Annotated in this window: 15 protein-coding genes and 1 other RNA gene; 7 read left to right on the top strand and 9 right to left on the bottom strand. The window is 43.5% G+C overall.

Annotated elements, in window-relative coordinates:
• Positions 1-104 precede the first annotated feature (104 nt).
• Entirely contained in the window at positions 105-545 is a 441-nt protein-coding gene (locus OKC24_RS02460) for a hypothetical protein (RefSeq protein WP_130144724.1), read from the top strand.
• A gap of 66 nt (positions 546-611) precedes the next feature.
• On the opposite strand, the gene OKC24_RS02455 is transcribed toward OKC24_RS02460, so the two are convergent.
• Together OKC24_RS02455 and OKC24_RS02450 are read right to left on the bottom strand one after the other, a co-directional pair.
• Positions 612-1,349: a histidine phosphatase family protein gene (locus OKC24_RS02455; RefSeq protein WP_130144722.1), complete on the bottom strand. Its 738-nt coding sequence runs from the start codon at positions 1,347-1,349 to the stop codon at positions 612-614.
• Positions 1,350-1,401: 52 nt separating this feature from the next.
• Positions 1,402-2,253: a 3'(2'),5'-bisphosphate nucleotidase CysQ family protein gene (locus OKC24_RS02450; RefSeq protein WP_130144720.1), complete on the bottom strand. Its 852-nt coding sequence runs from the start codon at positions 2,251-2,253 to the stop codon at positions 1,402-1,404.
• Between the two features lie 13 nt (positions 2,254-2,266).
• Between OKC24_RS02450 and OKC24_RS02445 the strand changes: the two genes are divergently transcribed.
• The 4 genes from OKC24_RS02445 to OKC24_RS02430 all read left to right on the top strand — a co-directional run bounded on the left by OKC24_RS02445 (position 2,267) and on the right by OKC24_RS02430 (position 5,296).
• Complete coding sequence (locus tag OKC24_RS02445; RefSeq protein ID WP_130144718.1) at positions 2,267-2,953, top strand: HAD-IA family hydrolase; 687 nt, start codon at positions 2,267-2,269, stop codon at positions 2,951-2,953.
• Entirely contained in the window at positions 2,946-3,389 is a 444-nt protein-coding gene (locus tag OKC24_RS02440) for an RNA-binding S4 domain-containing protein (protein WP_005010335.1), read from the top strand. Before OKC24_RS02445 ends, OKC24_RS02440 begins: the two co-directional genes overlap by 8 nt.
• A gap of 141 nt (positions 3,390-3,530) precedes the next feature.
• Positions 3,531-4,574 carry a recombinase RecA gene (recA, locus tag OKC24_RS02435; protein ID WP_005010339.1) on the top strand — a complete coding sequence of 348 codons (1,044 nt, stop codon included), beginning with the start codon at positions 3,531-3,533 and terminating at the stop codon, positions 4,572-4,574.
• A gap of 113 nt (positions 4,575-4,687) precedes the next feature.
• Positions 4,688-5,296: a regulatory protein RecX gene (locus OKC24_RS02430; protein WP_130144716.1), complete on the top strand. Its 609-nt coding sequence runs from the start codon at positions 4,688-4,690 to the stop codon at positions 5,294-5,296.
• A 108-nt stretch (positions 5,297-5,404) separates the two neighbouring features.
• Here the strand turns inward: OKC24_RS02430 and ffs are convergent.
• Positions 5,405-5,501, bottom strand: an RNA gene (gene ffs, locus OKC24_RS02425) — signal recognition particle sRNA small type.
• Positions 5,502-5,538: 37 nt separating this feature from the next.
• Here ffs and OKC24_RS02420 point away from each other — a divergent pair.
• Together OKC24_RS02420 and OKC24_RS02415 are read left to right on the top strand one after the other, a co-directional pair.
• Complete coding sequence (locus OKC24_RS02420; RefSeq protein WP_130144714.1) at positions 5,539-5,742, top strand: hypothetical protein; 204 nt, start codon at positions 5,539-5,541, stop codon at positions 5,740-5,742.
• A gap of 48 nt (positions 5,743-5,790) precedes the next feature.
• Positions 5,791-6,672: a YbgF trimerization domain-containing protein gene (locus OKC24_RS02415; protein WP_130144712.1), complete on the top strand. Its 882-nt coding sequence runs from the start codon at positions 5,791-5,793 to the stop codon at positions 6,670-6,672.
• 55 nt (positions 6,673-6,727) lie between these two features.
• On the opposite strand, the gene lpxA is transcribed toward OKC24_RS02415, so the two are convergent.
• The 6 genes from lpxA to rseP form a co-directional block, all read right to left on the bottom strand.
• Complete coding sequence (gene lpxA / locus OKC24_RS02410; protein ID WP_130144710.1) at positions 6,728-7,516, bottom strand: acyl-ACP--UDP-N-acetylglucosamine O-acyltransferase; 789 nt, start codon at positions 7,514-7,516, stop codon at positions 6,728-6,730.
• Entirely contained in the window at positions 7,513-7,998 is a 486-nt protein-coding gene (fabZ, locus tag OKC24_RS02405) for a 3-hydroxyacyl-ACP dehydratase FabZ (protein ID WP_131275958.1), read from the bottom strand. The genes lpxA and fabZ overlap by 4 nt, the downstream gene beginning before the upstream one ends.
• Before the next feature lie 5 nt (positions 7,999-8,003).
• Positions 8,004-9,074, bottom strand: coding sequence for a UDP-3-O-(3-hydroxymyristoyl)glucosamine N-acyltransferase (gene lpxD, locus OKC24_RS02400; protein WP_130144708.1), 1,071 nt, complete (start codon positions 9,072-9,074; stop codon positions 8,004-8,006).
• Between the two features lie 3 nt (positions 9,075-9,077).
• A complete protein-coding gene (locus tag OKC24_RS02395; protein ID WP_005010357.1) occupies positions 9,078-9,575 on the bottom strand; it encodes an OmpH/Skp family outer membrane protein in 498 nt (165 codons plus the stop codon).
• Positions 9,576-9,622: 47 nt separating this feature from the next.
• Positions 9,623-12,166 (bottom strand): outer membrane protein assembly factor BamA, encoded by a 2,544-nt coding sequence (gene bamA, locus OKC24_RS02390; RefSeq protein ID WP_416346064.1) that lies wholly within the window; start codon positions 12,164-12,166, stop codon positions 9,623-9,625.
• Positions 12,167-12,254: 88 nt separating this feature from the next.
• Complete coding sequence (rseP, locus tag OKC24_RS02385; RefSeq protein WP_130144704.1) at positions 12,255-13,610, bottom strand: RIP metalloprotease RseP; 1,356 nt, start codon at positions 13,608-13,610, stop codon at positions 12,255-12,257.
• Positions 13,611-13,614 lie beyond the last annotated feature (4 nt).

The raw sequence follows: 13,614 nt of genomic DNA, 5'->3' as shown, positions 1-13,614 counted from the left end.
CAATTTTGCTGATTTTTTTAAAATCCGCACAAAATACCCATAAAAAAAATATGGTATTATCCATTCAGAACTGAGAAATATTGAAAATAAAATAGGTGCATTTAATGATTAATAAATTTTTGCCAACACTTGAAAAATTTCAGTCTGCTGAACAGCAATATATTGAATACTTCACAGCAAAAGGCGAAAAGGATATTTTGGGTAAAGTTATTTCCAATATGAAAGGCACCGCAGAAATTCAAGCTTCGCAAGGTGTTGATGCCTGGCTAAGCTATGGCGTGTATTTACCCGCTATCGAGCGTATATTCGCTCTGCATCAAGGGGAAAATGACGAAGGGTTCTATGCGCGCACGCAATATCCGAAAACAGTGATTAATGCTTACACTATTCCAGATCACCATATTGCGACTCTTATTGCTGCCGATAAATACAGCCGTCTGCATCAGCAGAGCACTCCCGTCAATACGTCCATCTGGCCTTTAAATGATCAGGGACTGACTATTGACTTGCAGGATTTTCCGCACCGGCTGAAAGCTAAAATTTAATACTGGAATATCTGTAAAAAAGGCGCTGAAAAGAACACAATCTTGTCAGCGCCTTTGAGATATGGATTATATTTCCAGTTTTTGAAAGTCCTTGATATTCAGTTCATTAACTTCACCGCGCCACACCCATTTCAGTTTGGATTCCAGGAAGATATCCCCTTCAAACCAGACAAATAAGCCTTCCATCATCTTTGGCCAGTCTTCTCTAGTCACAATATGCTTGCCTGAAATGACCGCTAAGATCGCAGCTAAGATAGTATCATGGCTTACTGCAAGGCTTAATCCATATGGATTCGTTGGGTGAGTGTTATAAATCAGCTCCAGCACATCAACCACGCCGCTAATCGGATGTTTCATGCCCGGCAATGCATTGTTTACAAAACTGTTGATAAAACCCAGAGCACCCTGTCTTTGAAAGTATGGGCCAGCCTGCTTAATATCCAGCACAAAACTGCCAGGCTCGACCAGCAGTCCCTGCTCAATAATTTCAATATGATGGGTATTAGGTTCTACCGTTTGCACATCTGCGCCTTGGATCATTAACGCAGCCGTATCTACACAGCGCTGTATCGGGCTGGAAATGCAATGCTGAATCACGCGGTCTGTATTATCAATTAAATAAGAACCCCATGCTTGAGCCAAATCACGCCCTTGATTCGTCAGCTGCAAATCATAGCCCGCAAGTCCTTGCCCTGTTACCACCTCACGAATCGAATGCCGCGTGAACAAAGTGACAGGTGTTTTTGCGTCCGGCAATAAGTCTATTGCTTTGAACATACTGGACGGGAGCAAATCTAAGGGCATAATTCATTAAACTCAATAATTCAAAACCACTATAGCATGAACAGTTTTTTGCTCAATGGCGTTTCTGCATCAATGCCAGCGCCTGCAGCGCAATATTTTTCATCTCTTGATTTTTAAATGCCATAAACCCGCCATTCAGCAATGTATCACGCTGATTATATGTAAATGGGCGCCCCTCAAAATCAACCAGCCCGCCGCCAATGCGTTCGATCAGGCATTGCCCTGCACTGGTATCCCACTCACAGGTTGGATGAAAGCGCGGGTAAATATCCACACGGTCTTCCAGCATCATGCAAAACTTATAGGCACTGCCAGCCTTAAAGACACTAAATTCCGTTAAGGTTGATAGATATTCCAAATATTCAGCATATTTAGGCTTATTTTGACTGCTTTGACTTAATCCGATCTGCACATTACTTTCATGATCTGCTGCGTAATAGCTAGACCATTGCGCTGTCTTATAATTCAGCTTGAGCGGCATGCCTTGTTCAGGGCAAAAATATATCGTCTGCTCGCCCGGTATCGCCAGTACAGCAAACACTGTTGCCGCGCCATCGACCAAGCTTAAATTGATGGTGAATTCAGGCCGCTTGTGCAAAAACTCCTTGGTGCCATCCAAAGGATCCAGCAGCCAAAATTTTTGCCACTTTTCACGCGCGCCTTTTTCACCCTCTTCAGACAGCAGCGGCAAGTCAGAAATTTTGGCCAGCTCACGTGTAATATAACTATTTGCGCGGTAATCCGCCTGCGTGACAGGTGAATGATCTTCTTTTTCTTCCACATCAAATGCATCACCCGAACAATATCGCTGATATTCTTCTCGCAAAATTTCACAGGCCTGTGTCACAATGGGCACCAGCTGTAAAATCATCGGATCTTGCGGCGACGCTGCAGTTTTAAACATAGAAAGCCTTTATATGCCAAATTATTCAGAAAAACCCGTCATCATTTTTGATATGGACGGCACACTGCTTGATCTTGCCTATGATGATTTCATTTGGAATCATTTACTTCCAATCCGCTATGCGGAAACACATCATTGCTCACTAGAACACAGCAGGCACACCCTGTCCGAATTCTACCAAGAGCATAATCATACCTTAAATTGGTACTCTTCACGCTTTTGGACAGCTAAAGTCGGCGTAGATGTATTGGCGATGCAAATCGAACATAAAGCGCGTGTCGCATTGCGTGAAGGCTGTATTGAGCTACTGACGTATTTAAAAAATAATGGCTATCCAATATGGCTGGCGACCAATGCAGATGAAGCTGGACTTGCATTCAAGCTTGAAAAAACAGGTATTGGCAAATATTTTGACATCATGGTCAGCAGTGAAACCTTGGGACATGCCAAAGAATTCCAGCCCTTCTGGGAAAAACTGCAGGCCACCCATCCGTTCAATGCATCCTTCTGCTACTTTATTGACGATACCGAGAAAGTGCTGCATGGCGCAAAAAACTTCGGCATTGAAAATCTCTACAGCATTGCACAGCCATCTTCCGCCAATGCGCCAAGAAGCTCTTGCAATTATCCAATGCTGGACGCATTAACAGACTTAATCCCTATTTTAGAAAGCGCCGAGGAACAAAAGAAATATGCGTAAATCAAATCTGGCCGAAGATGCGGTTGGAATGCGTATAGACAAATGGCTATGGGCTGCGCGTTTTTTCAAGACCCGTTCCATTGCTAAAAATGCCATTGAAGGTGGTAAAGTCCATCACAATGGCGAGCGGGTGAAAGTTTCGCGTGAAGTCCGCGTCGGCATGGAGCTGACAATTGTGCAAGGCATTGAAAAGAAATCGGTCGTGGTTAAGGCGCTTTCCGATGTGCGCGGGCCTGCTCCCGCGGCACAGCTCCTATACGATGAAACAGAAGCCAGCATCAGCAAAAGAGAGTTGCTTGCATCACAGCGAAAGCTGCATAATCTGGCACGTCCAGATCATCGCCCAAGCAAAAAAGACCGGCGTGATATTGGCAAGTTTAAAAGAGAAAATGATCAGCAGTTTGACCAAAATTGGTCTTATAATGATGATGAATAAAGAGCGTCACAATATGTCGCACGTGTTGTGATTTTTACTGTACATAAGGATAATTTCTGTCACTATAGCCCTGTGGAAAAAGTTTTAAGCACATACATCCACTTGAGTATATAGTTTGTGACATCGTATTGAGGTTGTAAGATGGATGATAATAAAAGCAAGGCGCTGAATGCGGCTCTCAGCCAAATTGAAAAGCAATTCGGCAAGAACACAGTAATGCGTCTTGGTGACAATACTGTTCAGGCTGTTGAAGCAGTATCAACTGGCTCGTTAACTCTAGATATCGCGCTAGGCATTGGCGGCTTACCTAAAGGCCGTATTGTTGAAATTTATGGCCCTGAATCTTCAGGTAAAACCACTATGACACTGCAAGCCATTGCGCAATGTCAGAAAACTGGCGGAACTTGTGCATTCATCGATGCCGAACATGCGCTTGATCCTCAATATGCCCGCAAACTGGGTGTAGATATTGACAATCTTTTAGTTTCTCAGCCAGATAACGGTGAGCAAGCTCTAGAAATTGCTGACATGCTGGTTCGCTCTGGCGCAATCGATATGATTGTAGTCGACTCCGTAGCGGCATTAACGCCGCGCGCTGAAATTGAAGGCGAAATGGGTGACTCACACATGGGCCTGCAAGCGCGCTTAATGAGTCAAGCGCTGCGTAAAATCACAGGTAATGCAAAGCGTTCAAACTGCATGGTGATTTTCATTAACCAAATCCGTATGAAGATTGGCGTGATGTTCGGCAGCCCTGAAACAACAACTGGCGGTAACGCGCTGAAATTCTATGCGTCTGTACGCTTAGACATCCGCCGTATTGGCCAAGTAAAAGAAGGCGACGAAATCATTGGTTCAGAAACCAAAGTCAAAGTCGTTAAAAATAAAATGGCGCCTCCATTCCGCGAAGCCATCTTCCAAATCCTTTACGGCAAAGGCGTAAACCATCTGGGCGAATTGATTGACCTTGCTGTACAGCAAGAAATCGTGCAAAAAGCAGGTGCATGGTATTCATACCAAGGCGATAAAATTGGCCAAGGTAAAAACAATACAATCCGCCATTTAGAAGAGCATCCTGAACTTGCGCAAATCATTGAAAAAATGATTCGTGAACAGCTTTTGACTACAGGCAATGTGCCAGTAGAAGACAAAGATGAAGTCGAGCCTGATTTTCTAGATGCTTAAGCTTTTTTACTTAACGCAAGAATACTTAAACTTGAAAAGCTGACCGTATTGCCTTTTCAGGTTAAACTGGTAAACGCCCTTCGGGGCGTTTTTCTATCTAAGCATATGCCGCAATGAATGATTCAAAATTTCCTAAACTACTTGATTATCAAGCGCTGAAACAGCAATTCAGCGATGATGGCAGCCAGCCTGCCGTCAGCAGCGCAGCAGAAAACTCAGCAGCGGATCATGCCTTAAGTTTCGAACCAAAAGAAGCTGAGAAAAAACCGGGCCTGCAAGGCTCCCGTTTGCGTTCTTACGCATTTGCAGTCCTGACCCGCAAGGAATACTCCAAAGCTGAGTTGATTGACAAACTGGCCTTATATGCAGAATCGCGAGAGGAAGTGACAACACTCGTGGATGAGCTTTCGCGTGAAAACTATCAAAGCGACCAGCGTGTCGCAGAAATCATGCTGTCCAGCCAGAAGCGTAAAGGCAAAGGCCCGAATCAAATTAAAATGAAGCTGAAAAATAAAAAAATTGATACTGCCCTAATTGCGGAAGAACTCAAAGAAACTGATTGGGTTCAGCAGGCTTACGAACTGAAAGTCAGAAAGTATGGAACCGAAGTCACAAAAGATCCTAAAATCAAAGCCAAGCAGATTCGTTTTTTAATGTATCGAGGATTTGAAATGGATGCGATTATGAAAGCGATTTCACGCAAAGAAAATGATTTTCAATAAAGACAGGGAAAAACCAATACTGAAAGCAGCTTAGGCAAATAAAAAATTGAAGAAAAACCAAATGGTATAAAAGCAGAAAAGATCAAATTATTATATAACTGGTGGCAACCCTGCCAGCAAGCCTTCGGCACATCATAGGTCTACTACCGTTGCTACCTTCCGGTCCTGGCGGGGTTCGTAGATTACAATTGCGAAGTAACCAGCAGGGCTACCATTGCAAGAACAGAGTATAGAGATTTTTAATGAACTTGCAAGGCAAATTGCTGATTTTCACTAAGCTACTCATTCGTTTGATTATTTATACAGCAGATAGCCGGTTTTTGATGCAAAAACACCCTGAAACATCAGGAAAGGATTTACCTTTAAACACAACAAGTTTGCAAAAGATTATTGCTTTTCAGACCTTTGACGTTTTTAATGTGCTTATCTCATTCAGACAAAGATGAATTTTTCTTGCGAGAAATAAGACATCTGCAAAACAATACGGAAATTTTATGATGTTACGTAAGCATGTTTTGGGCGCTATCGCCTTATTATGCTCCGCCCCTGTTCTGGCAAATGTTCCGATTGAATCCCGCGGCTTAAGCCAAAGCAGTTCCAGTTACAGCTCGAATACCTCTGCAGCTTATGCTTCAGGCAGCAGTTCAGTAGACAGCATACCGGTTTCAACCAACTTGAACTGGCAGCTGATGCAGAAAAATCAGCAGCTGGAGAATGACCTGCGCGCGCTGCGTGGAAAAATTGAAGAACAAGACAATGAAATTTCTCAATTAAAAAATGAACTCACTAACCGCTATGCCGATTTAGATCAGCGCCTAGAATTACTGCAGCAAAAAGTTGATCCAGCTTCAGAAGATAGCCATGCGGAGGATAACCAACAGGATACTGCACCCAGCAGCACCGCCAGCCAACCCGCAGCCTTAAAATCGCCAGCAGCAGCCAGCGCCGCGGCTCCTGTTCATACGCCTGCCATACAGCCGCCATCTGCGGGAAGTACACCGCAAACAGCCGCCGAATTGGATAAGGCCGCCTATACTGTTGCCTTGGATGCCTATAAGCAAGGCGGCGCCAAGAAAGCCATTGCACCAATGCAGAATTTTATCAAAAACAACCCAAACAGCGTGTATATCAGCAATGCCCACTTTTGGTTGGCAGAATTCAACCTTGCAATTGAACCGACCAACTATGCAGACGCTAAGCGCAACTACAGTATTGTTGCCAACAAATACCCCAACTCATCGCGCGCCTCACGCGCACTGTATCAGCTTTACAGCATAGCCAAAGATGTAGACCGCAATACAGCCCAAGCCGTACAGTATAAGCAGAAACTGTTAAAGAGCTATCCTCAGTCCGAAGAAGCCAAGTATTTTAAATAAGCGCATTGGAAATAAAAAAACCGCCTTTAGGCGGTTTTTTTATTGAGAAACTGTATTAACGCACAATACCGCGTTTAGACTGTTCTACAGAGTCAATCAGCAGCTGCGCTTCAGAAACCTCTGGTAAGATTTCTGCGCGGATCTTTTGAAGAGCTTCGTCTGTGGTCAGGCCTGACTTATAAATCAATTTGAATGCTTCCCGCAGGCCTTGAATTACATTTTTAGACCAGCCTTTGCGGCGCATGCCTTCAACATTCATTGCAAATGCATGCGCAGGATTGCCTGAGACCATAACATAAGCAGGAACATCCTTAAGAATAAGCGATGCGCCGCCAATCATGCTGTAAGAATCAATTTTACAGAATTGATGAATGCCCGAGTTGCCGCCAACAATTACATAATCGCCGATATGCACATGACCAGCTACACCCACGTTATTTGCAAAAATATTATGGTCGCCTACGACGCAATCATGCGCAATATGTGTATTCACCATCAATAAATTATGGCTGCCTACCTTGGTCAGGCCTTGATCTTGAACTGTGCCGCGGTGCAAGCTGCAATGTTCACGAATTGAATTATAGTCACCAATTTCCAGCCAAGTTTCCTCGCCTGCGTATTTCAAATCCTGGCAAACTTCACCGACACTGGCAAACTGAAAAATTTCATTGTTTTGACCAATACGGGTATATCCGCCAATCACAACATGTGAATGGATTTTTGTACCTGCGCCGATCGTGACATTTGGGCCAATAATCGAGTATGGGCCAATCTGCACATCTGGCGCAATTACTGCAGATGAGTCAATAATAGCGGTTGGGTGAATAAATTCGTTATTACTCATGCTTGCTCTGTTTTCTGTTGCGTAATCATAATTTCCGCAGTAGCAGCGACAATGCCGTCAACTGTAGCAATACAGTTGTATTTATAAATGCCGCGCTTCTGCATCACAAGCTCTGATTTTAAAACAAGCTGATCACCTGGCACAACCTGCTTTTTAAAACGAACGCGTTCTGCGCCTGCAAATAAGAAAATTTTGTCACTCGATGGCTTCTGATTATTCATGACAAAACCAAGAATGCCTGAAATTTGCGCCATTGCTTCAACAATCAGCACGCCAGGCATAATAGGAAAGCCAGGAAAATGTCCTTGCAAAAATTCTTCATTCATCGAGACATTTTTATAGCCGACAATGCCTGAATCCGTAATATCAGTCACACGGTCTACAAGTAAGAACGGATAGCGGTGCGGCAAATATTCACGAATAGTTTGAATTTGCATTGGCAGTTCAGGCTTTGTGAATGCGGGAGTATTCGGCTCAGTCATCATAATCATTTACGCAATTTAAAAGTTGATTCAAGGGACTCTACTTGAGACTGCATATGATCAAGTTTTTTCATCAATTGGGTCAATGGCACATCTGCTAATTGTTTAAAGCGCACAGCTGCGCGTTTCCAGTGCAGGCTTTCCAGCATAGGCGTGCCGGAAGAATAGCTTCCAGCTTCAGAAATACTTTTTGTGACCATTGACATCCCGGTAACCGTTACGTTATCAGCGATATTAATGTGGCCTACCACGCCTACTGCACCCGCAAAGATACAGTTTTTGCCAATTGTGGTGCTGCCCGCAACACCGCATTTGGCTGCCATCGCTGTATTCGCGCCGACTTTAACATTGTGGGCAATTTGCACAAGGTTATCAAGAATGACGCCATCTTCCAAAATCGTGTCATCCAATGCGCCGCGATCAATACTGCAGTTGGAGCCAATGCGCACATCATTTCCAATCCGTACAGAGCCTAACTGCGCAATTCGATGCCACTTGCCTTGGTATGGCGCAAAGCCAAAGCCTTCACCGCCAACCACTGTATTCGCATGAATCCGCACACGGTCACCTAATTTGCACTGCCCTGTCAGCACGACATGCGAATCAATCAAGCACTGCTTGCCAATTTCAACGCCATCATCAATTTTGCAGTGCGATTGGATAACCGCTTCATCACCGACCACACAATGCTCACCAATGACCGCATAATGGCCAATATAAGCTGAATCAGAGATAATTGCAGAGGCGTCAATTTGCGCTGTGCTTTCAATGCCTGTTTTTCTGTGCTTTTTCTCAAATACGTGCGTCAAAATTGCAAAAGCCAAATAGGGATTGGCAACCACAATAAAATTCTGTTTTGATTTAATTTGTTCTTTTAAGGCTGCAGTCACAATCAAAGCGCCTGCTTTCGACTGCTCTGCTGAATCAATATACTTCTCGGCATTTACAAAAGCCAAATGCTGTGGCGCAGCATGCTCTAAGCTGGCGAGGCCAGCAATCTGAAGATCATGCTGACCGACACACTCGCCTTGCACAAGACGAGCGAGTTTTTCTAAGCTGAAATTTTGAGGATTCATTGATTACTTGATTGCATTGACCTTTTGAATCATTTTATCAGTTAAATCATACTTAGGGTCATAGGCAAGCGCTGAATTTTTATTCAAAACAACATCAAGATTATTTTCTTTACGCAATTGTTCTGCTGCTTGCTTAATTCTTGAGTCCATCGTTCTGTTTAGAGCCTGAATATTGGTCTCTACCGCACCCTGAACTTTTTGCTGCAAAGCATTCAACTCTTGCAGTTTGCTTTGATATTGCTGAGTCATGGTTTTCTTTTCAGCATCAGATAATTTTGCACCTTGCTGCGCGCGCTGCTGCAAAGATTCAAGCTCTTTGGTTAAGCTCTCAATTTTTGAGGTTTGCGGTTTTATCTGCTGCTGCATGCTGGCATTTTGCTGCTTAATATAAGCACTTTGCTCAACAATTTTTTCTAAATCCACAATACCGTAACCTGCTGCATGGCTCACCGATGTACACAGCATGCTCAAGGCAATTGCGCCGCCAAAATATTTTTTCATATTAATCCCTGAGTTTGATTTGTATTTTTCAGCCGAAAAGGCCGTACTTAGAAAGTACGACCAATTTCGAATTGGATTTCTTTGGTTTGATCGCCTGCTTTATCATTCAGCGGGAATGCATAGCTGAGTGACAGTGGGCCAATCATGGTAATCCAAGTAAAGCCTGCGCCAACACTGTAACGTATATTGTTCATGTCAAAGCCGAAGTTATCTTCACAATATTTCTTAGCATCTACGCCTTGATCATTTACGCCACCTGATAAATAAAGTTTACCAGATGGAATATCACATTGTGTATCAAAGACTTGAGCGCCCTCAGCAAATAACACCGGACGGACTTGACGAGTCCAATCCCCTTTAAACGGCAATGGCAATGCAAGCTCAGCACCAAACTGAATTAAGGCATTACCGCCCACTTCTTCCGGATCATAGTCTTTTTTATGCGATTCGTTATATGTCACACCAGGATATTTTGGCCCTAGTGTACTGTTGTCATAACCGCGCACCGAACCAAAACCGCCGGCGTAGAAGTTCTTAAAGAATGGCAAATCATTACCATAACCCAACTTGCCATATCCACGTAGAACAAAATCTTTACCCAATGGGAAGAATGCCTGCGCGTCATAAGTTAATTTCTGATACTCAACATCGCTGCCTGGCAAAGCCACTTCAGCATTTATACGGTGCGACATACCGCTTGTTGGGAATACTGGACGGTTTAAAGTATTGTATGACCATCCCAAGTTCAAATTGTATGTTAAAAAATCACCAGAAAATTCATCATCAAATGAAGTAAACCCAACATCTGCATTCGTACTGCTTACACAAAGTGAATCATCATATCCCGCAGGAATCGGGTTAGGCTCCACATAATTAACCCCATCTCTAGCTTTTTCAATCTCACGCTGAGACATCAACTTATCAGTCGAACAGTATTGACCTTGCCCTTTGGCCTTTCCGCCATTTTTAAGCAAATAGTCACGAACATAGGTGGACACATAAGGTCCTGTCGTTACTTCCGTTTGGTCAAGATTTAGGCCAGCGCTGATGCTTTGATTTTCATCAATTGGATAGCCAAAGTTGATCCCGCCGCCAAAACTGTCTGTTACGTAGTTGTTAACATTATAGTCTTCATTCAGTTTTGTTTTACGGTAGTACATATTGTAACCGCGGCGCACACCATCAATGGTAAAGTACGGATCCGTTACACTGAGGTTATAGTAATCTTGAGTCTCAGAGCGCGACAAATCTACAGAGACTGAATTACCTGTACCCAAGAAGTTCGTTTGGCTTAAGCCGGCCTGGAACGTTACACCGCCGCTTTGCGAGAAACCAACCGCCAATGTACTGGTACCTGAATGCTGCTCTTCTACATTCACGTTCAAATCAATCTGATCAGGTGAGTTTGGAATGCGCGCCGGCTTAATATCAACAGTTTTAAAGAAGCCCGTACGCTCCAGACGCACTTTAGACAAATCAATTTTTTCATTGCTTGCCAATGCGCCTTCCATTTGGCGCATTTCACGACGCAGTACTTCATCTGCAGTTTTAGAGTTGCCGGTAAAGTTAATGCGGCGAACCTTCACCTGCTGACCTGGATTAATATAGTAATTTAAATCAACAACTTTAGTTTGATTATTAATTTCAGGCACAACATTTACTTCGGCAAAGTAATATCCCGCATTACCATATTTGCGCAGCATAAGCTGCTTCACGCCATTCACTTTTTCCTGTGAATATAAATCACCATCTTTATACAGCTGCAATGGCTTCAATTCAGCTTGCGTATAAAGCGCATCGCCTAAAAATTTAGTTTGGCCAAACTTAAACTGCTCGCCTTCATCAACAGTCACTTCAATAAAGACATGCTTTTTGTCTTCACTTAAGTTCAGGCTTGAATTGGTGATATTGAAATTGATATAACCTTTATTCAAGTACATTGCACGCAATGCTTCTAGGCTAGCTGCCATTTTTTCACGCGCATAGCGGTCATTGCGTGAAACAACTGAACTCCAGCCACTTTCTTTAACAGCAAAGGCTTGCTTAATTTCGCTGTCTTTAAATACCGTATTGCCAATGATATTGATATCAAAGACTTTAGCCGCTTTGCCTTCCTCAAATTCAATCAATAAATCTACACGGTTATTCGGCTTAGGCGTGGTGGTTACAGTCACGTCCGCATCATAGCGGCCTTGCTGCATGTATTGCTGTTCCAGCTCGGTTTCTACAGTCTGCAATGCAGACTGCTTTAACACTTCACCTTCGGCCAACCCCATTTTTTTCAAGCCCTCTTGGAGCGCTTCTTTAGGAATCAGCTTATTGCCCTTCATTTCAATTTTAGAAATGACAGGGCGCTCGACCACCTTAAATACAAGCGTATTGCCTTCCTGAGCCGCTTTAATATCATCAAACAGGCCCGTGGCATATAAAGTACGTATTGCATTCGCAATCACTGGGTCATTAACGCGGTCACCGCTAGTCACCGGCAGCATGCCGTATACGCTTTCTGGCGTTAAACGGACCAAGCCGTCTACTCTTACATCCTGTACGATAAAATCATCTGCTGCATATACTTGTTGTGCTGCTGTCATAGCACTAACCAGTGCCAGAGGCATAAATAAATGTGTGTGCTGCATGCCAGTCTTTTCCGCTGTTAATTTATTTCATCTTCTATGCGTTTTATAAACGCATAAAATCATTAAAAAGTGCCAGCAGCATCATGCTGCCAAGCAGTACCATACCAATTTTCAGTCCAACCAATTGTATTTGTTCAGAAACAGGTTTACCACGAATTAATTCAACCAAATAGTACACCAAATGTCCGCCATCCAGCATTGGAATTGGCAGCAAATTTAGAATACCCAAACTCACGCTCATCAGCGCCATGAATGAAATAAAGGTTTGCCAGCCCATCTCCGCACTTTGACCTGCGACTTTTGCAATGGTGATTGGACCTGACAAGTTATCGAAACCAATCAGCCCGCGCACCATTTTGACAATGGAGTTCAGAATCATACTGGAAATTTGTCCAGTTTTATCCACTGCCATTGTAAACGCCTCTACTGGGGAATATTGTATGGTCTGCTTATATTCCGCAGGAATCGTGACTTTGCCTGGATCACTTTGCACTCCCAGCACACCAGTCACCTTACCCATATTATCCCGTTTACCTTGCGGCATAACCTCAAGATGAAGCAGTTGATTATTTCTTAAAACATCAATCTTGAGCAATTTTTCAGGAGATGCTTGTACAACCTGCACCACATCAAACCACTCATTCATTTTTACGCCATTGATTGCAACAATTTTATCGCCAGCTTTCATGCCCTGACGAATCGCAGCGCCGTCTTTGCTGACGTCAGTCACGACTGCCGGAAAATGCGGGCGGTAAGGAATAAAACCCACAGCATCTAACGGTGATTGAGATTGATCTTTTAAAAAATTTTGAATCGGCAAATTAAAATTCTTGGTTTCACCCGCGCGCTCTGCAGCAACGGCAATACTGCCTGTTTCACCAACACGGTCTACCAAAGCAAAGTTTAATTTTTCCCAAGTTGATACTTTCATGCCGTCAATTGCAGTAATTTTATCTCCTGCATGCATTTGCGCGGCAGCGGCTGGTGTATTCGGCAATACCTTGCCGACACGCGTATTCAATTGCTCTTGCGCAGGCAGCAATAGAATCCAAAAAAGCACAACTGCAAATGCCAGATTGATCAGCGGGCCTGCAGCAACGATTGCAATTCGCTTCCAGGGATTTTGACGGTTGAATGCATAAGGCAGGTCTTGCTCAGCAACACTGCCTTCACGCTCATCGAGCATTTTGACATAACCGCCCAGAGGCAATGCAGAAATTTGGTATTTAATGCCAGACTTCTTCGATGTCCATTTCAGCAATGTCGGGCCAAAACCAATGGAATACACTAAAACCTTTACACCCAGTTTACGTGCAACAATGTAATGGCCAAATTCATGTATCGCAATAAGCGGACCTAACAAAAAAATTGCAGCAAGTATAATAAACAAGGCATTCATAGTT

The organism is Acinetobacter entericus, assembly GCF_026168575.1.
Lineage (GTDB): Bacteria > Pseudomonadota > Gammaproteobacteria > Pseudomonadales > Moraxellaceae > Acinetobacter > Acinetobacter bouvetii.
This window is presented reverse-complemented; position numbering and strand designations above follow the sequence as displayed.